Origin of the sequence: Paenibacillus sp. FSL A5-0031, from assembly GCF_001956295.1 — a bacterium.
Taxonomy (GTDB): Bacteria; Bacillota; Bacilli; order Paenibacillales; family Paenibacillaceae; genus Pristimantibacillus.
On sequence record NZ_MRTD01000007.1, the window covers coordinates 117,104 to 137,376 of the forward strand.

Annotated in this window: 19 protein-coding genes and 1 other annotated feature; of the genes, 17 read left to right on the top strand and 2 right to left on the bottom strand. The window is 45.5% G+C overall.

The annotated features are described in order from the left end of the window. Positions 1-10: 10 nt before the first annotated feature. Positions 11-577 carry a TetR/AcrR family transcriptional regulator gene (locus BK120_RS14180; protein ID WP_076268169.1) on the bottom strand — a complete coding sequence of 189 codons (567 nt, stop codon included), beginning with the start codon at positions 575-577 and terminating at the stop codon, positions 11-13. A 178-nt stretch (positions 578-755) separates the two neighbouring features. Here BK120_RS14180 and BK120_RS14185 point away from each other — a divergent pair, with 178 nt between their 5' ends. The 9 genes from BK120_RS14185 (at position 756) to BK120_RS14225 (ending at position 8,886) form a co-directional block, all read left to right on the top strand. After that, positions 756-1,037: a YlmC/YmxH family sporulation protein gene (locus BK120_RS14185; protein WP_076268170.1), complete on the top strand. Its 282-nt coding sequence runs from the start codon at positions 756-758 to the stop codon at positions 1,035-1,037. Positions 1,038-1,177: 140 nt separating this feature from the next. Then, positions 1,178-2,029 carry a peptidoglycan editing factor PgeF gene (gene pgeF, locus BK120_RS14190; RefSeq protein WP_076268171.1) on the top strand — a complete coding sequence of 284 codons (852 nt, stop codon included), beginning with the start codon at positions 1,178-1,180 and terminating at the stop codon, positions 2,027-2,029. Positions 2,030-2,032: 3 nt separating this feature from the next. After that, on the top strand, positions 2,033-2,752 hold the full coding sequence (locus tag BK120_RS14195) for a YggS family pyridoxal phosphate-dependent enzyme (RefSeq protein ID WP_076268172.1): 720 nt from the start codon (positions 2,033-2,035) through the stop codon (positions 2,750-2,752). A 2-nt stretch (positions 2,753-2,754) separates the two neighbouring features. Continuing rightward, complete coding sequence (locus BK120_RS14200; RefSeq protein WP_076268173.1) at positions 2,755-3,204, top strand: cell division protein SepF; 450 nt, start codon at positions 2,755-2,757, stop codon at positions 3,202-3,204. A 10-nt stretch (positions 3,205-3,214) separates the two neighbouring features. Then, a complete protein-coding gene (locus BK120_RS14205; RefSeq protein ID WP_054027981.1) occupies positions 3,215-3,481 on the top strand; it encodes a YggT family protein in 267 nt (88 codons plus the stop codon). Positions 3,482-3,499: 18 nt separating this feature from the next. Then, a complete protein-coding gene (locus BK120_RS14210) occupies positions 3,500-4,282 on the top strand; it encodes a YlmH family RNA-binding protein (RefSeq protein WP_076268174.1) in 783 nt (260 codons plus the stop codon). Between the two features lie 96 nt (positions 4,283-4,378). Then, entirely contained in the window at positions 4,379-4,876 is a 498-nt protein-coding gene (locus BK120_RS14215; RefSeq protein WP_076268175.1) for a DivIVA domain-containing protein, read from the top strand. Positions 4,877-4,955: 79 nt separating this feature from the next. Next, positions 4,956-5,257: a binding site (T-box leader), on the top strand. A gap of 46 nt (positions 5,258-5,303) precedes the next feature. Further along, positions 5,304-8,402 carry an isoleucine--tRNA ligase gene (ileS, locus tag BK120_RS14220; RefSeq protein ID WP_076268176.1) on the top strand — a complete coding sequence of 1,033 codons (3,099 nt, stop codon included), beginning with the start codon at positions 5,304-5,306 and terminating at the stop codon, positions 8,400-8,402. A gap of 145 nt (positions 8,403-8,547) precedes the next feature. Next, positions 8,548-8,886 carry a DUF5665 domain-containing protein gene (locus tag BK120_RS14225; RefSeq protein WP_256710892.1) on the top strand — a complete coding sequence of 113 codons (339 nt, stop codon included), beginning with the start codon at positions 8,548-8,550 and terminating at the stop codon, positions 8,884-8,886. On the opposite strand, the gene BK120_RS14230 is transcribed toward BK120_RS14225, so the two are convergent. Next, the gene (locus BK120_RS14230; protein ID WP_076268178.1) at positions 8,887-9,618 is read right to left on the bottom strand and encodes a TraR/DksA C4-type zinc finger protein; all 732 of its coding nucleotides are present in this window, start codon (positions 9,616-9,618) and stop codon (positions 8,887-8,889) included. 228 nt (positions 9,619-9,846) lie between these two features. On the opposite strand from BK120_RS14230, the gene lspA reads away from it, so the two are divergent. From lspA to carB, 8 genes are all read left to right on the top strand, one after another. Further along, on the top strand, positions 9,847-10,368 hold the full coding sequence (gene lspA, locus BK120_RS14235) for a signal peptidase II (protein WP_076268179.1): 522 nt from the start codon (positions 9,847-9,849) through the stop codon (positions 10,366-10,368). Next, positions 10,349-11,287 (top strand): RluA family pseudouridine synthase, encoded by a 939-nt coding sequence (locus BK120_RS14240; protein ID WP_083681965.1) that lies wholly within the window; start codon positions 10,349-10,351, stop codon positions 11,285-11,287. The genes lspA and BK120_RS14240 overlap by 20 nt, the downstream gene beginning before the upstream one ends. A gap of 112 nt (positions 11,288-11,399) precedes the next feature. After that, positions 11,400-12,635, top strand: coding sequence for an LL-diaminopimelate aminotransferase (locus tag BK120_RS14245; RefSeq protein WP_076268181.1), 1,236 nt, complete (start codon positions 11,400-11,402; stop codon positions 12,633-12,635). 339 nt (positions 12,636-12,974) lie between these two features. Further along, on the top strand, positions 12,975-13,550 hold the full coding sequence (pyrR, locus tag BK120_RS14250) for a bifunctional pyr operon transcriptional regulator/uracil phosphoribosyltransferase PyrR (RefSeq protein ID WP_076268182.1): 576 nt from the start codon (positions 12,975-12,977) through the stop codon (positions 13,548-13,550). Continuing rightward, on the top strand, positions 13,547-14,446 hold the full coding sequence (locus BK120_RS14255) for an aspartate carbamoyltransferase catalytic subunit (RefSeq protein WP_076268183.1): 900 nt from the start codon (positions 13,547-13,549) through the stop codon (positions 14,444-14,446). Before pyrR ends, BK120_RS14255 begins: the two co-directional genes overlap by 4 nt. A 40-nt stretch (positions 14,447-14,486) precedes the next feature. Further along, positions 14,487-15,773, top strand: coding sequence for a dihydroorotase (locus BK120_RS14260; protein WP_076268184.1), 1,287 nt, complete (start codon positions 14,487-14,489; stop codon positions 15,771-15,773). Positions 15,774-15,833: 60 nt separating this feature from the next. After that, entirely contained in the window at positions 15,834-16,979 is a 1,146-nt protein-coding gene (carA, locus tag BK120_RS14265; RefSeq protein WP_076268185.1) for a glutamine-hydrolyzing carbamoyl-phosphate synthase small subunit, read from the top strand. Then, the gene (carB, locus tag BK120_RS14270) at positions 16,966-20,190 is read left to right on the top strand and encodes a carbamoyl-phosphate synthase large subunit (protein WP_076268186.1); all 3,225 of its coding nucleotides are present in this window, start codon (positions 16,966-16,968) and stop codon (positions 20,188-20,190) included. Before carA ends, carB begins: the two co-directional genes overlap by 14 nt. Positions 20,191-20,273: the final 83 nt, after the last annotated feature.

The following is a 20,273-nucleotide window of genomic DNA, read 5'->3' on the forward strand; positions in this document are numbered from 1 at the left end:
TCCCTCCGTGTCATGAATGATTTTTTTCAATAAACGGCATAAGCAGGTCAATCTGCTTCTTGGTTTCTTCTGGATTGAGAGTACGATGTTTATTTCGTTCGTACCATCCCAAGTAATAACTGTATAAGAGTTCAGATGTATTCTTTGCCTCATCTTCTAATAATTCGCACGCTATGAGCAAGCCGCTCATATAATTCAAGCGCTGCTGCTCAATTTGCTGAAGCAGCTCGGCATACGCAGGCGATGTCGTTCCTAATTTTCGGAAATGATAAATAAAATCTTTTCCTTCTATCGTGCTGAACATGACGCTGAGCAGCTGGTGTACCTTTTGCTTCGGTTCTAATGAATCATGCTGCTGAATATGAGCGATGATTGATGTGGTTGTTTGTTCATGCCAGTAATGAATAATACGATCCACATACAAAATACGATTTTTAAAATACCAATAGAAGCTGGTTTTACTGCTGTTTAACTGCTTAGCGAGCTGTTCGATAACGAGAGCTTCGATACCCCCTTCAGCAAATTTTTGCAGTCCAAGCTTGATCCAATCGAGTTCCGTTGCGACGATTTTTGGCATGATATGCTCCTTATTCGATCCTTTGATATTCTTTTATTGTACGCTATCGTACATAAAAATCAAATTTTGAAATAAGAGGCTCCTTTTCTTGATAAGAAGGACATTTTGGGCGATTTCCACATATAGTTATAGGAGAGACAAACGGGTGATCACTCTACTTGAAAAGTGGTGAGCGGAAATGAAAATATCTGATTTTCAAACAAAGGACGTTATTAATATTGTGGACGGAAAAAAGCTGGGTCAAATAACGGATTTGGAGCTTGATCTGCGGCAAGGTCGGATCGATTCTATTGTGGTGCCGCAGTATACTAAGTTTTTGGGGATGTTTGGCGGTGGCGGCACGGAAGTCGTTATTCCATGGCGCAATATTGTGAAAATTGGGGCAGACGTTGTGCTCGTTCGAATGGATGACACGAAACAGCTTCGTTCAGAGGAAGAAGATTTGCACGCTCGCTCATAAAACGCTAAACTGTGACTATACCAGCAAAGCTGATTTGCTTTGCAAACCTTAGCAAATGCTTACGAAGTAGGTTTGCTCTGTAAGCCTAAGCTTATGCTTACGAAGTAGGTTTGCTTCGCAAACCTTTAAGAGGTGAACAAATGGAAGCTTTTAAACATAATCAATCAGCGAAGGGACCTTCGCTTTTTTTATTGTCTGAATGGGAATCGCGTTATGGTCGTTTGAACGCGGGTTTTACAGGACGTCAAGGCGGTGTTAGCGAAAGCCACTTTTCATCGTTAAACATGGGCTTGCACGTCAAGGATCAAGATGCTGCGGTTATATCGAATAGGCGATTGTTGACCGATGCTATCGGCTGGCCATTTGAAGCATGGACATGTGCTGAACAGGTGCATGGGAACCGGGTATGGCAAGTGACTGAAGCAGATAAAGGCAAGGGTAGAAATAGTCTGGACGATGTGCTCAGGGATTGTGATGCTATCATGACAAATGTCCCTGGGGTGCTGCTGACTTCTTTTTACGCAGATTGTGTCCCATTGTATTTCTATGATCCAGAGCATGATGCGGTGGCGCTTGCCCATGCCGGTTGGAAGGGAACCGTCCAGCAGATTGCTGTAGAAACGGTACAAGCAATGGAGCAAGCATATGGAACCGACCCTAAAGCGCTTGTGGCAGCGATAGGGCCTTCTATAGGAGGCTGCTGCTATGAGGTGGATGGTCCGGTCATAGAGCAAGTACAGGCGCTTTTGACTGATCTGAGCTTGTCGCAAGAAGAAGCGGATTCCATGCTTAAGCTGAGCGAGAATGGCAAAGCGAACTTAGACTTGAAAGAAATAAACCGACAGATTATGATAAAAGCAGGAATTTTGCCGATACGTATCGAATTAACAGAGTGGTGCACTGGATGCGGACGGGATTTATTTTTTTCTCATCGCAAAGAAGGTGGCTTAACCGGCCGAATGGCCAGTTGGATCGGCATTCGGGAGAGGTGAAACATGTCATTCACATTAGAGAATAGAATTGAGCTTGTGGAAGAGCGAATTAAGAAAGCTTGCGAGCGTGCCGGGCGCAGCAGAGATGAAGTTCAAATTATTGCTGTTACGAAATATGTTTCTTTAGATACCACGAAGGCTGCCCTAGGGCAAGGCTTGCTTCATTTGGGTGAAAATCGTTGGCAGGACGCACAGACGAAGTGGGAAGCGATAAGCGGCAGTGATGATCTAGCAGCAGAGGATCAGCCTATCTGGCATTTTATCGGTTCATTGCAAACGAATAAGGTGAAGGACGTCATTGGGAAGTTTACATACATGCATTCGTTGGACAGGCTATCGCTTGCTGAAGCCATAAATAAGCGTGCTTCCCAGCTAGGGATTATCGTTCCTTGCTTTATTCAAGTAAATGTATCTGGGGAAGATTCCAAGCAAGGCATTAATCCAGACGAGCTCTTTCCCTTTGTGGAGCAGCTTGCTAAGTTTAATTCGATCAAGCCAATTGGTTTGATGACGATGGCTCCTTATGAAGCCGAACCAGAGCAAACGAGACCCGTCTTTAGAGCATTGCGAGAGCTGAAGGATGAATTAGAGCGGCGCTCGGAACATCCAAACACCATCACCCAGTTATCAATGGGCATGTCGAATGATTTTGAGGTTGCCATCGAAGAAGGAGCGACATGGATTCGCCTTGGTACGATATTAGTAGGGAAAGAGGAGGAATAGGGATGAGCGTCATGAACCGCTTTATGAGTTTTCTTGGCTTGCAAGATGAAGAAGAAGTTGTAGAGAGAGAACGTGTTGTACAGCAGGAAGAACAAGAAGCTGAAACTTCTCCCTTCGAGGCACGTAAAAACACGAAGAGCAATAATGTCGTCAGCATTCATTCACAGAAGAATGTCCGGGTAGTACTTAGCGAGCCAAGGTCTTATGATGAAGCGCAAGAAATTGCTGATCATTTGCGTTCACGCCGTGCAGTAATCGTGAATCTTCAACGTGTTCGCAGCGATCTTGCTGTTCGAATTGTTGATTTTCTAAGCGGTACCGTGTACGCTTTAGGCGGAAGCATCTCTAAGCTAGGACCCAATATTTTTCTTTGTACGCCGGATTCAGTCGAAATTCAAGGTGCTATAACGGAAATGCTGGCGGAGGAGAACGACTACAACAAAATGAGGTGACCTTGAGTTAATGGATGAAGTTTATAGTATTGTGATGCTGGTACAAAAAATTTACACGTTTATGATCATTGGTTATGTGCTGCTATCTTGGTTGCCTAACGCTCGTGAAAGCTTTATCGGCGTATTTCTAGGTAAGCTGGTTGAGCCATACTTAGGTATTTTCAGAAAGTTTATTCCGCCAATCGGAGGCATGCTGGATCTATCTCCAATCCTTGCCGTGTTCGCATTGCAATTTGTAGCGTATGGCCTGATTGCAGTAATCGGATTTTTTATTTGATTAAAGGAATGAGTTTAAATGAAACAAGGAATATACGATCATTTCCATCCCGACGAGAAACCTTTCGTAGATCGGGCGGAGGAATGGATAGAGCGGTCCGCACAGCAGCATGAGCTGAAGCGGACCGATTTTTTAGACCCAAGACAAGCACAAATATTGACTATTTTGGCAAATCGCAACCCTGACGTTAATGTCCGGTTTGACGGCGGTTATGATCAAGCTGAGCGTAGACGAGCCATTATAGGTCCAGATTATCGGAATTTGGATGACGAAAATGCTGGCATATCTGTTCTTGTAGTTAATGGACCGGGACAAGCCCAAATGGAATTAGATCATGGTGATTTTTTAGGAGCACTGCTTGGACTTGGTATAAAACGTGACCGAATTGGTGACATACATGTGCATGAGCATTTTTGTCATATCATTGTTATGGATGAAATTGCGGATTACTTGAATATCCATCTAAGACAGGTTCATCGGATTAATGTGCTGACAGACGTACTTCCACTATCTGAGCTTCAGACGGCTTTGGTTAAGCTGGAGGAAATGAGTTTGTCAGTTGCTTCTATGCGATTGGACGGGATTGCGAGCGATGTTTATCGCATAAGCAGATCCAAAATCGTTGATCCGATTCGGGCAGGGAGATGCAGGGTGAATTGGAAATCGGAAGAAGACCCATCCGAGCAGCTTCGAGCGGGTGACGTTGTGTCATTCAAAGGACTTGGCCGATTTAAAGTACTAGAGGTGGATGGCGTGACAAAAAAAGGCAGAATTCGAGTAAAGATCGGCAAATTTATTTGAATGATTGCAGGAATTTTCCTGTAGTTGTCGAATTATTCTCATCAAATCGTGTATTTTCGGTTACGAATGTTCCAAATACCATAAGGAGGTGCCCCAATGCCGTTATCGCCATTGGACATACATAACAAAGAGTTTGGTCGGAGATTACGTGGCTACGATGAGGATGAAGTTAATGAATTTCTAGATCAGGTCATCAAAGACTATGAATCGCTCATTCGTGAAAATAAAGAAATGCAAAACCAAGTATTAGGCTTGCAGGAGAGATTGAATCATTTTACGAATATCGAAGAAACGCTTAGCAAAACGATTATAGTTGCACAAGAAGCAGCCGATGAAGTAAGAAACAACGCGAAGAAGGAAGCGCAGTTGATCATTAAGGAATCAGAGAAAAATGCTGATCGAATCATTAATGATTCACTTGCCAAATCTCGCAAGGTTTCTCTTGAGGTGGAAGAGCTTAAAAAACAAGCTTCCGTATACCGTGCTCGTTTCCGTACACTTGTAGAAGCTCAGCTTGAACTGCTTTCCGTAGATGGTTGGGATACGCTGGAGCCGCATGTAAGACAAACCGAGCATGAATTGACTCGCGGCTAGTTTTTTTATAAACAGGCGAAATGCCATTTGACATTTGGCCTGTTGTTACGCTATAACTAATAGTAATTAATTGATGATCTAAACTTCGTTGATGAGAACAAGTACGTTTTGAGTTCACTCCTCAGAGAGCCGGCGGCAGCTGAAAGCCCGGTGTGTGAGCTATTGCGGAATATCCTCTCTGAGAAGCGGTGCTGAACCTGCGTAAGCAGCAGTAAGTGCTGACGGCTGTCCCCCGTTACAGGGAACGCGAATATTATGTTCGCGACTAAGGTGCCGCATGAAGCACAGCTGAATGTAGCTGTCTGCTCTCATTAACTTGTTGCTGGTTTTCAGCAGCAGTGCGGAACAAGGGTGGTAACGCGACTAAGCCTCGTCCCTTCTCATAGGGATGAGGCTTTATTTTTGTTTAAATTAGGAGGCTGAAGCGATGCAACGCGTAGACGTTAAGGAACGTGCCCGCACCCGTGAGCTGCGAGTGCTGGAGCAATGGAAAACAGATGAAACGTTTAAAAAATCAATAGCAAACCGGGAAGGCAAGCCGAATTTTGTATTTTATGAAGGGCCGCCTACCGCTAATGGAGCACCACATATCGGTCATGTACTTGGCCGCGTAATTAAGGATTTTATTTGTCGCTACAAAACAATGGCAGGATACCGTGTTATCCGTAAAGCAGGATGGGATACGCATGGACTGCCGGTTGAGCTTGGAGTTGAGAAGCAGCTAGGCATCTCCGGCAAGCAGGAAATCGAAGAATACGGTGTAGAGAAGTTTGTGAAAAAATGCAAAGACAGCGTATTTGAATATGAGAAGCAGTGGCGTGAGCTGACAGAAGGCATCGCGTATTGGACGGATTTAGACAATCCATATATCACGCTTAAAAACGAGTACATCGAGAGCGTATGGCATATTTTATCGTCAATCCACGGAAAAGGTCTGCTGTACCGCGGTCATCGCGTAAGTCCTTATTGCCCGGATTGTCAAACGACGCTTAGCTCACACGAGGTTGCTCAAGGTTATGAGGATGTTAAGGATCTAAGCGCAACAGCGAAGTTTAAGCTAGTGGAATCGGGAGAATTCGTTCTTGCTTGGACAACTACGCCGTGGACGCTTCCTGCAAATGTGGCGTTAGCCGTAAATCCAGAGCTTGATTATATCCGTGCTTCCAAAAACGGTGAAGTTTATATCGTTGCTCAAAATCTAGCGGAGAGCGTTCTTAAAGAAGATTATGAAGTTCTATCCGTATTGAAAGGTGCTGAGCTTGTTGGTCTTAGCTACGAGCCGCCATTCCAATACGTTGCTCTAGAAAAAGGCCACATCGTTATTGCAGGCGATTTCGTTAGCGACACTAGCGGTACGGGTATCGTTCATATCGCACCAGCACATGGTGAGGATGACTACCGAGTTTCACGCGACAACGGAATCAGCATGCTGAGTGTTGTTGATTTGGCTGGTCGCTATACGTCAGAGGTTACTGACTTTGCAGGACGTTTCGTGAAAGACGCTGAGCTTGATATTGACATCGTCAAAAACCTTAGTGAACGCGGTCTTCTTTACTCGAAGGAGCGCTACGAGCATAGCTATCCATTCTGCTGGCGCTGCAAAACGCCGCTCATCTACTATGCGATGGAAAGCTGGTTTATTAAAACAACAGCGGTTAAGGATCAGTTGATCGCCAATAACAACAGCGTAGATTGGTATCCTGGCCATATCCGTGAAGGTCGCTTTGGTAAGTTTTTGGAGGATTTGGTTGATTGGAACATCAGCCGCAACCGTTACTGGGGTACGCCGCTTAACGTTTGGGTCTGCGATGTAACAGGCAAGGAGTATTCACCAAGCAGTATTGCTGATCTGCGTGCGATGGCGATTGGCGATGTGCCTGAAGACATTGAGCTTCATAAACCGTATGTGGATGATATTAAGCTAAAATCACCTTTCGCTGAGGGTGCTGAAATGACGCGTACACCTGAAGTTATCGATGTATGGTTCGACAGCGGTTCGATGCCGTTCGCTCAGCATCATCATCCGTTTGAGAACGAGCAGCAATTCGCTGAGCAATATCCAGCAGACATTATCTGTGAGGGTATTGACCAAACGCGCGGCTGGTTCTACAGCTTGCTTGCAGTTTCTACGCTGTATAATGGCAAAGCGCCATATAAAGCGGTTATCTCGACTGGCCATATTTTGGATGAGAACGGGCAAAAGATGTCCAAATCTAAGGGCAATGTAATCGACCCTTGGGAAATCATCAACGAATATGGAACGGACGCGTTCCGCTGGGCATTGCTTGCAGACAGCGCGCCATGGAACAGCAAACGCTTCTCACGCGGCATTGTTGGCGAAGCGAAATCGAAAGTCATTGATACCATCGTAAATACACATGCGTTTTTCGCGTTATATGCTTCAATCGATGGCTTTGACTACACAGCGCATGAAGAGATCAAATCAGACAACAAGCTGGATCGCTGGATCATTTCACGTCTGAACAGCTTGATTAATACAGTGAACAAGGGTCTTGAAGTAAATGATTTCCTAAATCCAGCTAAATCGATTGAGGTTTTCGTTGACGAGCTGAGCAACTGGTATATCCGCCGTTCACGTGATCGTTTCTGGGGAAGCGGGCTTACAAATGATAAATTAGCCGCTTATCAAACTTTGCGCAGCGTATTGCTTACCCTCTCGCGTCTGATCGCTCCTTATGCACCTTTGCTTGCAGAGGATGTATTCGGAAACCTTGGCGGGGCAGGCAGCGTTCATTTGGCTGATTATCCGAAAGCGGATGAAACGCTTATTGATGAGATGTTGGAGCGCGATATGGAAAGCGCAAAACAAATCGTTGAGCTTGCTCGCAACGTTCGGAACGAAACGGGAATCAAAACGCGCCAGCCTTTGTCGGAGCTAATCGTATCGCTTGATCGTGATTTCAACGTAGCAGACTACGAGGATATCGTGAAGGATGAAATAAATGTAAAAGCTATTACCGTACAAAATTCAGACAGTGGTTTTGTTGACTTCACTCTTAAGCTGAATCTTAAAGTTGCCGGTAAAAAATACGGTAAAAACGTTGGACCTATTCAAGGTCAGCTAAAAGGACTATCAGCAGAACAGACTCGAAACATCGTAAATGGAGGAAGCTTCGACTTCACAAGTGCAGAAGGCGAACAGCTATCGATCACTGTTGATGAGCTGTTGGTTGAGAAGCAAGCGAAGTCAGGTTTCGCATCTGCATCTGGCAATGGTGTTACTGTAGCGCTGAATACGGATATTACAGCAGAGCTTGAGCAAGAGGGCTGGGTTCGTGAAGTGATTCGCGCCGTTCAGGATACACGCAAAAAGCTCGATCTGCCAATTGAGAAGCGCATCGATCTAGTACTTGATGTTGACGCAGAGCTTAAAGCGGCGCTGGATGCGTTCGCACAAGTGCTTCAAGACAACGTGCTTGTTCAAACCGTCACTTATGGTGATGAGCCGGGGATGGAGAAAGTTGTGCTTGGCGAAAAAGAAATAGGGATTTTCATCCGCGGATAAGGTTATAGTATAAAGGAAATTAACAAGCGAAAAAAACGAGGCCGTCGCCTTCCGACAGCTGCAGCAAACGACTGAATGGTCGCGATGCTTGCAATGTCCGGCAGGTCAGGCCTCGTTTTATTGTTTGACAAAGGGGATGCCTCGTATGAATACAAATAACCCGGAACAGCCGAAAAATTTGAACGAGTTACAAACTTCGTTAAGCAAGCTTGATAAACGACTGCAAACTATTGCTACCGAAATGGAACATACCCAAATAGCGGATTACATTGATCTGTTAAACAGACCATGGACAATGATTTGGAAAAACCTGCTGGCTGGTACAGCCAGAGGTGTAGGAATCGCGATTGGCTTTACCTTTTTTGCTGCGACTATTCTTTATGTTCTGCGTATATTAGGAGCGTTAAACTTACCGATAATCGGCGACTATATTGCAGACATTGTCCGAATTGTCCAAATCCAGCTTGAAGGAAAAGTTTATTGATTATAAGTGTTGATCTTCAAGATCAGCTTCTAATCCATGATCGCCTTCGTCTGACTCCAAGTAATTTTTGTACTCTCGGTTGCGAATGACGGACACATGGCGCCCTGTAATGTCAGTTGCAAGAAAGCTTTCAATGGATTCAACGAAGCCGTCATTCTCGAAAGCTTCAATGCCTACATGCTCATAATCGGCGACATCTCGATTCTCAGATGTGGCAGGTGAATCCGCATTGCCCCATTGCTCAACAATTTGCCAAGCATCCTCGCCATCAAAGCCGTTGTAGGAATCATGCTCATCCATGCTGGTTCGACCAAATGGCGGATCGAGAAATAATTCTTCAACTGGCCTGCGCAGGGATAAATGTTGCCTTGGCGCATGTTCAATGCAGTAAAGCGTATCGGGCACGGCATCCAAACGTTCAAGCGGAATAGGTTCATTGCATGTTTTACAAATGCCGTATGTTCCATCAGCAATCGCGGTTAGCGCTGCCTCAATGCGATTTAGATGCAATTCCTCTTGTTCATGAAGGGCTACATCTTTCTCGCGTTCATAAAGCTCAGTAGCGACATCACCTGGATGATTATCGATTGTGGATAGTTCTCCGGTAGTGTCACGCAACGAATTCGCTAAGCCATAATGATCGTTTTCTGAGAAACGTTTTTCAATTTCGCGCTGCTCGTCCAATAATCTGGCTTGCAGCAGCTGAATATGAGCAGTGTTTGGCTTTGTCATTTTGAGCACCCTCCTTAGCAGGGAACATAATTGCAGTATTAGCTTTTGCTGAAATACGGTTTTTCAGTATGGTCTTCAATGGAAGAACAGCAGGCGGGTGCTGGCTCTTATTTAGCTCCGTATGCTACAATTGATTAGCAAACTTTCAGAAATGCACTGGCTATTCACATTTGGTCTGAAGTGTTTTTGAATGGAAACGCTGCTTTACAAAAAATTAGGAGTGATTCGATGCGTTTTTATTATTACTGGGTAGCGGTATTAGTGTTAGTCCTTGATTTTGTAACAAAGAAATTAATTGAAACAAAATTAGAGATCGGGGATCAAATTAGCGTTATCGGTAATTTTTTTCTCATCACTTCGCATCGAAATCGCGGTGCTGCATTTGGCATCTTGCAAGAGCAAAGACTGTTTTTTATCATTATTACCGTTATCATTGTTTTGGGTATCATTTGGTACATACAGGCATCGAGAAAATCAGCTAAGCCTTGGCTGCTAGTAGGACTCGGACTAGTTCTTGGCGGCGCAATTGGCAACTTTCTCGATCGTGCGCGTTATGGTGAGGTTGTCGACTTTCTGCAGTTTAACTTCGGCAGCTATGGCTTCCCGATTTTTAACGTGGCGGATTCAGCGATTGTCTGTGGTGTAGCATTAATTCTTATTGACACCTTGTTATCGGCTAGAGATGACAAGAAACGTTTGCAAAATGGAGAGGACAAGGATCAAAACAATCATGAGCAGCAACCTGTATAATGAAGAACCGTTGGAATGGATCGTAGAGGCGGAGCAATCCGGCGAACGAGTAGATAAGTTTGTAACAGACAGTATTGACGATCAAGGCGTATCCCGAACGCAGGTTCAGGAATGGATCAAAGCAGGGGCCGTACAGGTCGATGACAAAGTAGCAAAAGCGAATCTGAAGGTAGCAGAGGGCAATCGTGTCGTTCTGATTATCCCAGAGCCTGAAGAGACGGCCATTGTTCCTGAGAACATCCCGCTTGAAGTTATCTATGAGGATTCAGACTTGATCGTTATTAATAAAAAGCGCGGAATGGTCGTTCATCCTGCACCTGGTCATTCTTCAGGCACGCTTGTTAATGCGCTGATGTATCACTGCAAGGACTTATCCGGTATTAACGGCATGATCCGTCCAGGCATTGTTCACCGCATAGATAAGGACACAACAGGTTTGTTGATGGCTGCCAAAAACGATCTGGCGCATGTCTCGCTTGCTGAGCAGCTTAAGGAGCATACGGTAACGCGAAAATATATCGCACTAGTGCACGGCAATTTGCCGCATGACCAAGGTACGATTGATGCGCCTATCGGACGTGACCTGAATGACAGGAAGCTGTTTACAGTAACTGAGCACAATAGCAGACACGCTGTAACCCATTTTCACGTATTGGAGCGTTTAGGAGATTACACGATTGTTGAGCTTCAGCTAGAAACGGGACGTACCCATCAAATTCGTGTACACATGAAATATATTGGTCACCCGCTTGCGGGAGATCCGGTTTATGGCCGCAATAAGACAGTAGCGTTAAAAGGACAAGCTCTGCATGCAACGCTGCTTGGCTTTACACATCCGCGCAGCGGCGAGCGGCTGGAGTTCGAAATGCCTTTGCCGGCAGACTTCGAAAATGTATTAAGCAGCTTGCGTTCAAGGTAATAGTGCAATAGTGCAAACTTTTCACCACATTATTCATTATTTCAAGCACATAAGTACGTTATTCTAATCAATAACAACTGAAGTAAATGAATATAAGGATAGGTGACGTGAAATGACTTCCATTAACCAAAATTACTTGGAGCTGCAAGGCAGCTACTTGTTTTCTGAAATTGCAAAACGCCGTACTAAATTCATTCAAGAAAATCCAAATGCTGAAATTATCAGCTTAGGAATTGGTGATGTTACGCGCGGTTTGCCGGATGCGGTTCTGAATGCTATGCACAATGCAGTGGACGAGCTTGCAGCTCCAGGTTCATTCCGTGGATACGGACCTGAGCAAGGCTACGATTTTCTAATAAATGCAATTATCGAAAATGACTATAAAGCACGCGGCATTGACATTGCAACAAATGAAGTGTTTGTAAGTGATGGTTCCAAATGCGATGTCGGCAATATTCAAGAAATTTTCAGCGAGAACAGTATCGTTGCGGTACAAGATCCGGTTTATCCAGTCTACGTCGATACGAACGTTATGGCTGGCCGCGCAGGCAAATACAATCAAGATACAAAGCGCTACGAGAACATTGCGTATTTGGAGTGTACAGCTGAAAATGATTTCAAGCCTAGTCTTCCTGATCGTAAAGTAGACATTATTTACTTGTGCTATCCGAACAATCCAACTGGCATGACGCTTACGAAAGAAGAGCTTAAAGTATGGGTTGACTATGCGAAAGCAAACAACTGCATCATTCTTTATGACTCCGCATACGAAGCATTTATTCAGGAAGAAGATGTTCCGCACAGCATTTACGAAATCGAAGGCGCGCGTGAAGTAGCCATCGAATTCCGCAGCTTCTCCAAAACAGCAGGTTTTACTGGTGTTCGCTGTGCCTACACAGTTGTGCCGCGCGAGCTGAAAGGTCTTGATGCTTCAGGCAATGAAGTGTTGATCAATGATTTGTGGAATCGCCGCCATACGACGAAGTTTAACGGCGTATCATACGTTACACAGCGTGGAGCAGCTGCAATCTATTCGGAAGAGGGCAAAGCGCAAATCAAATCTTTGGTTGATTACTACATGAAAAATGCAGCAATTATCCGTGACGGCCTTGCGTCCATCGGTCTTGAGGTATTTGGCGGAGTAAACGCTCCTTATATTTGGCTGAAAACACCGAACGGCATGGATTCATGGTCGTTCTTCGATAAGCTTCTTACAGAAGCAAACATCGTTGGAACGCCAGGCGTAGGCTTCGGTCAAAGCGGTCAAGGCTATTTCCGCCTTACAGCATTCGGAAGCCTTGAGAATACTCAAAAAGCAGTTGAAAGAATTCGTAAATTAAGCCTGTAGCAAATAATCGCTATCCTTGCATAGTTTATCAGGATTGGTCCACACTAAGTTGAAGCGGAAATAATCGTTTTTACTTGACATCTTTTGTCGAATGTGGGATAATTCCTATGATATACATCAGTACCTTTAACTCAGTCCCGAGAGGCTGGCAAGGTAGCGTGAATAACAGGTCTATAGAAGAGAGGAATAGGACAGCTTTATGCACTGCTTTCTGTGACGAGAGCTCTGCTTGCTTGCACCTATCTCTTTAAGCCTTATCACAAGCTCCTTGCGAAATTCGCAAGGAGCTTTTTGTCGCAACCTGGCAGTTTTGGACGGTTATGGAAGGAGTCAGCGGAAATGACGGAAGAAGAGCATTTAGTCATCATGGATGAAACGGCGATTCGCCGCGCATTAACGCGAATTGCTCATGAAATTGTGGAGAAGAACAAGGGAATCGACAACTGTGTGATTGTAGGCATTCGCACAAGAGGGATCTACCTTGCTCGGCGTATTGCAGAGCGTATCGGTGAAATTGAAGGAAAGCCTGTTCCTGTGAGCGAGCTTGATATTACTCAATATCGTGATGATCGCAAAGCAATCATATCTGCAGACATGGAAATAGCAGCAGCAATTGGCGATACCGACGGCGTACCCTTTACGGTTCAAGACAAACGCATTATTTTGTTCGATGACGTATTGTACACGGGCCGCACGATTCGCGCTGCAATGGACGCGCTTATGGATTGCGGACGGCCGCAAAGCATTCAGCTCGCCGTCCTTGTAGACAGAGGACATCGCGAACTGCCGATTCGACCAGATTTTGTAGGCAAGAACGTCCCAAGCTCTAAACAAGAGCAAATCGATGTGGCTCTTACCGAAATCGATCAAATCGACCAAGTGACCATTATTAATCAGAGGGGGCAAGCCGGATGACCATCACACAGCTTAAACAACGGAGTTTGCTCGGATTAAAAGATTTAAGCCAAGAAGAGATTGAATCGATACTAGATCGTGCTGCTTATTGGGAGAATCATTCAAACAAAGTGCACACGACGATGCAAGGCAGATTTGCAGCCAATATGTTTTTCGAGAACAGCACGCGTACTCGCTTTTCATTCGAAGTAGCAGAGAAACGACTAGGTACAGAAGTACTGAATTTCTCCGCTGCGGTTTCAAGTGTACAAAAGGGCGAGTCAATCTACGATACTGTACGCACACTTGAATCAATGGGAATTGACGTTGGCATCATTCGCTTAAAGCCGATCGGCGTTCTTGCAGAACTGGCAACAAAGATCAAGGTGCCGCTCATTAATGCCGGCGATGGCAATAACGAGCACCCGACACAAGCGCTGCTGGATATGTACACGATGCGCAAGCATTTTGGACAACTCAAAGGCTTAACGGTCTCGATCGTTGGAGATGTGCTGCATAGCCGCGTTGCAAGATCGAATCTATGGGCTTTGCAAAAATTCGGAGTTAATGTGAACTTTTGCTCACCGCCAAATATGCAAGCCTCTGAACTTGACGTCTCTTATGTCTCTATAGATGAAGCATTAAAATCAGATGTTGTCATGATGCTGCGCGTCCAGCTGGAACGCCATGAAAGCGGAATGCTGAATTCTGCTGAAAGTTACCGCGAGCATTACGGCTTGACGGTAGAGAGAGCCAGCAAGCTCGCTAATCACGCGATCATTATGCATCCTGCTCCAATTAACCGCAACGTAGAAATAGACGATGAACTGGTTGAGCATCCACAATCTCGCATTTTCCCGCAAATGGAAAACGGGGTTCCTATCCGCATGGCGGTAGTAGAGCGTGCGCTCAGCTAACTTTAGCAACATAGATCTAAATCCGGAGGGTGAAACGACAATGTCATTATGGATTATAAACGGTAACGTATGGAATGAAACTTCGGGCAGCTTAGAAAGTAAGCATATTCGGATCGAAAATAACAAGATTGAAGCTATTATAGACGGTTCCGAGTCAGTAGATACAGGAAGCGCAGAAGTCATTGATGCAAAGGGCAAGCTGGTATCGCCAGGCTTTATCGATATGCACGTTCATTTGCGCGATCCGGGCTTTGAATATAAAGAAGATATCGCAACAGGCACACGCTCAGCGGCAAAAGGCGGTTTCACAACGATTGCATGTATGCCTAACACTCGTCCTGTAACGGATACTGCTGAAACAGTACGCTACATTACGAACAAGGCGGCTCAAGTCGGCGTTGTCAAAGTATTGCCATACGCATCGATCACTAAAAACGAGCTTGGCCGCGAGTTGACGGATTTTGCTTCATTAAAAGAAGCGGGTGCAATTGGCTTTACGGATGACGGTGTAGGTGTCCAGAACGCGCAAATGATGAAAAACGCGATGGCGCTTGCTCATTCCATGGATATGCCGATCATCGCTCACTGCGAAGATGATTCATTAGTTGAAGGCGCTTGGGCATCGGAAGGCGAGTTTTCCCGCAAGCACGGCTTGAAAGCTATCCCGAATGAATCCGAAGCGATTCATGTAGGCAGAGACGTTCTATTAGCAGAAGCGACGGGCGTTCATTATCATGTATGCCACGTTAGTACTGAGCAATCGGTACGGTTAATTCGCCTAGCTAAGCAAATCGGAGTTCGCGTTACTGCTGAGGTTTGCCCGCATCACTTGCTGCTGTCTGATGAGGATATTCCGGGCCTTGATGATGCAAATTGGAAAATGAATCCTCCGCTTCGTACGCCGCGTGACGTTCAAGCGGTTATCGAAGCGATTGAAGACGGAACGATCGATATGGTCGTTACGGACCATGCACCGCATAGCGCGGAAGAGAAAGCTCGCGGCGTTCAACTTGCACCTTTTGGCATCGTTGGCTTCGAGACAGCTTTCCCGCTCTTGTACACAAAATTTGTTCAAACCGGCAAGTGGACGCTTGGCTTCCTGCTGCAGCGCATGACTGCAGATCCGGCACGTGTTTTCCGGCTTCCAACGGGGCGCTTAGAGCAAGGTGCTCCTGCTGATATTACAATCGTTGATTTGGACAACGAGCGTTCGGTTGATCCGAGCACATTCGCATCCAAAAGCAACAACACGCCATTCGGCGGCTGGAAGCTTAGCGGCTGGCCTGTAACAACGATCGTTGACGGCGCAGTTGTTTGGTCAGAATAAATAACTTTTACTAACTAAAGCCAATATATGGGGACAATCAACACCTGAGGAGTGATACGGATGCAAGCAAGATTATTATTGGAAGACGGTACATTGTTCACAGGACTTTCGTTCGGTGCAGAAGCACAAATGATGGGCGAGGTTGTATTTAATACTGGAATTACTGGTTATCAAGAAGTTTTATCCGATCCGTCCTACTGCGGACAAATCGTAACGATGACTTATCCGCTAATCGGCAACTACGGCATTACACGTGATGATTTTGAGTCGATGCGTCCATTTATTCACGGCTTTGTCGTTCGTCGTCATGAAGAAGTGCCAAGCAACTGGCGCGCTCAATATTCACTAGGACAACTTCTTAAAGAATACGGCATCCCGGGCATCAGCGATATTGATACACGTATGCTTACTCGCAAGCTTCGTAACTACGGTACAATGAAGGGCCTAATCACAACAGGCAACGAGCGCGTAGAAGAACTTGCTGAACGTCTGAACATCTCGAAGCTAATGACGGATCAAGTCGCACGCACCTCTACATCTCATGTATTCTCAAGCCCGGGTCAAGGCGAGCGTATCGTACTGGTTGACTTCGGTGCAAAAAGCGGTATTTTGCGCGAGCTTACTAAGCGCGGCTGCGATGTAGTTGTTGTTCCTCACGATACAACAGCAGACCAAATTCGTCGCCTAGCTCCAGACGGCATTCAATTGTCCAATGGCCCTGGGGACCCGCAGGATGCACCTTATGCTGTAAAAATGATTTCTGAGCTGCTCGGCGAATATCCGATCTTCGGAATTTGCTTAGGCCACCAGCTGTTCGCATTAGCTTGCGGAGCAGAAACAACGAAGCTTAAATTCGGACATCGCGGCGGAAACCACCCGGTTAAAGAATTGGCAACTAACCGTTGCTACATTACTTCACAAAACCATGGCTACACGGTGCTTGAAGAAACAGTAGCGAACACGCCGCTTGTAGTAACACATATCAATAACAATGACCGCACGATCGAAGGACTTAAACACAATACATTCCCAGCTTTCTCGGTTCAATATCACCCAGAAGCTGCGCCTGGACCGTATGATTCCAGCTATTTGTTTGATGAGTTCCTAGAAATGATCCGTACGCACAAGAAAAATAACCCACAAAAACCTCGTCAAGCTGTGTTGTCGGAGACGTTGAAAGGAGAGCTTCAGTATGCCCAAAAATAATGAACTCAAAAAAATTCTCGTGATCGGTTCCGGTCCAATTGTCATCGGACAAGCGGCGGAATTCGACTATGCCGGTACTCAAGCCTGCCAAGCGCTCAAAGAAGAGGGCTATGAGGTTGTTCTTATAAACAGTAACCCAGCAACAATCATGACAGACACGAACATGGCTGACAAAGTATATATCGAGCCTATTACTTTAGATTTTGTATCACAAATCATTCGTCAAGAACGTCCAGATGGACTTCTTCCGACGCTTGGCGGCCAGACAGGCCTTAATATGGCGGTTGAGCTTGCACGCGCAGGCGTTCTTGAACGCGAGAATGTAAAATTGCTTGGAACACAGCTGACAGCTATTGAGAAAGCGGAGGATCGCGACTTATTCCGTGACCTTATGCGTGAGCTGGAACAACCAGTACCAGACAGCGACATCGTGACTACAGTAGAAGATGCAGTTAACTTCGCTAACACGATTGGTTACCCAATCATCGTCCGTCCTGCTTATACACTGGGCGGAACAGGCGGCGGTATTTGTGCGAATGAAGAAGAACTGCGCGAAACGGTTGCTTCTGGAATCCGTTATAGCCCGATTAGCCAGTGCTTGATCGAGAAATCGATCGCAGGCATGAAGGAAGTCGAATATGAGGTTATGCGTGATGCGAACGATAACTGTATCGTTGTCTGCAACATGGAAAACTTTGACCCGGTTGGCGTACATACAGGCGATAGCATCGTCGTAGCGCCAAGCCAAACCTTGTCTGATCGCGAGTATCAAATGCTTCGTTCAGCTTCCCTAAAAATCATTCGTGCGCTGAACATCGAGGGCGGCTGTAACGTACAGTTCGCACTTGATCCACAAAGCTATCAATATTATGTCATTGAAGTAAATCCGCGCGTAAGCCGTTCATCGGCACTAGCGTCGAAAGCAACAGGATACCCAATTGCCAAAATGGCAGCAAAAATCGCTGTCGGCTACACACTCGATGAGCTTGTAAACCCTGTTACAGGACAAACGTATGCTTGCTTCGAGCCAACACTTGATTATATCGTATCAAAAATTCCACGCTGGCCGTTTGATAAATTCGTTAACGCGAACCGTAAACTTGGTACGCAAATGAAAGCAACTGGCGAAGTTATGGCTATCGGCCGTACGTTTGAGGAATCCATTCATAAAGCGGTTCGTTCACTGGAAATTGGCGCTCACCGCATTCACTTGAAAGAAGCTTCATCTTTGGAAGATGCAGTGCTTCGCGCACGTCTAGAGAAGCCGGATGATGAGCGTATGTTCCTCGTTGCAGAAGCGTTCCGCCGGGGCTATCAGCTTCAAGAAATCCAAGACATTACAAACATCGACTGGTGGTTCCTTGATAAAATTCAGTCCATCGTAACATTCGAGGATCGTATGCGCAGCGAATCAACGTTGAATCAACAAACGTTGTATGAAGCTAAACGCAAAGGTTTCTCAGATCGCTCTATTGCTGAAATTCGTCAAGAAGGTTTCCCGAATGGCAGTCACACAACGGAAGCTGACGTGCGGGCACTTCGCGAACAGCTTAACTTGAAGCCAGTATACAAAATGGTTGATACATGCGCAGCTGAATTCGAAGCTTCGACACCATATTACTACTCCACTTATGAAGTAGAAAATGAAGTAACAGTTACGGACAAACAGAAGGTTCTAGTCCTTGGATCTGGACCAATTCGTATCGGTCAAGGCATTGAGTTCGATTACTCAACGGTTCATGCGGTATGGGCGATTCAAAATGCAGGTTATGAAGCGGTTATTATCAACAATAACCCAGAAACGGTTTCAACGGACTTCAGCACATCGGACAGACTTTACTTTGAGCCATTGTTCTTTGAAGATGTAATGAATGTTATTGAGCAAGAAAATCCGATTGGTGTAATCGTACAATTCGGCGGTCAAACGGCAATCAACCTTGCAGCTCCGCTTTCCAAAGCTGGCGTACGCATTCTAGGCTCCAGCCTTGAGAGCATTGATGCTGCAGAGGATCGCAAGAAATTCGAAGCATTGCTTCGCAGCCTGAATATCGCACAGCCTGACGGCAAAACGGTTATCTCTGTTGATGAAGCGGTAGTTACGGCACAAGGACTTGGTTATCCGGTACTCGTTCGTCCTTCCTATGTACTTGGCGGACGCGCAATGGAAATTGTGTACTCGGATGAAGAACTGCTTAACTATATGGAAGTTGCAGTGAAAATTAACCCTGAGCACCCGGTTCTAATCGACCGTTATATGCTTGGTAAAGAAGCTGAAGTAGACGCGATTTGTGATGGTGAGACCGTTGTTATTCCAGGGATTATGGAGCATGTTGAGCGCGCAGGCGTTCACTCAGGCGATTCCATTGCGGTATATCCACCACAATCACTTTCGGAAGAAATTAAACAGCAAATCGTTGACATCACGATTAGCATTACTAAAGCTCTTAACGTAATTGGACTTGTTAACATCCAGTTCGTCATTCACCAAGAAAAAGTATATGTGATAGAAGTTAATCCGCGTTCATCGCGTACCGTACCTTTCCTAAGCAAAGTTACGAATATTCCGATGGCAAACTTAGCTACTAAAGCAATTCTCGGTACGAAGCTTGCTGATCTTGGTTATGTTGAAGGCTTATGGCCTGAGGATGAATATGTTTCGGTTAAAGTTCCTGTCTTCTCCTTCGCGAAGCTGCGCCGGGTTGACCCAACGCTAACGCCGGAAATGAAATCAACAGGTGAAGTAATGGGCCGCGACGTTCAATATGCGAAAGCTCTTTATAAAGGTCTCATTGGCGCAGGTATGAAAATTCCAACATCAGGCGCTATCATAGCTACAGTTGCGGATAAAGATAAAGAGGAAGCAACAGAGTTGCTTCGCGGATTCTTTAACCTAGGCTACAAAATTATTGCTACAGGCGGAACGGCGAAAGCACTCGAAGAAGCCGGCCTTATCGTTACGACTGTTAATAAGCTTAGCGAAGGCTCGCCGAATATTCTTGATCTAGTACGTGAAGGGCAAGCGCAATTTGTAGTCAATACGTTGACTAAAGGCAAAGCTCCTGAACGTGATGGATTCAGAATTCGTCGTGAAGCGGTTGAGAATGGCGTCGTTTGTATGACATCGCTTGATACAGTTCGTGCATTGCTTGTTATGCTCGAAACGTTGAACTTCTCCTCCCGTTCAATGCCAGTAGCGCTACAAAACAAATAAGCTCTCTGAGCTTAAAAGTACGGCCAGCGTTTATTGCTTCGCTATCTACCTTAAGACGTTAGTCTCAAGGTAGATAGCTAGAA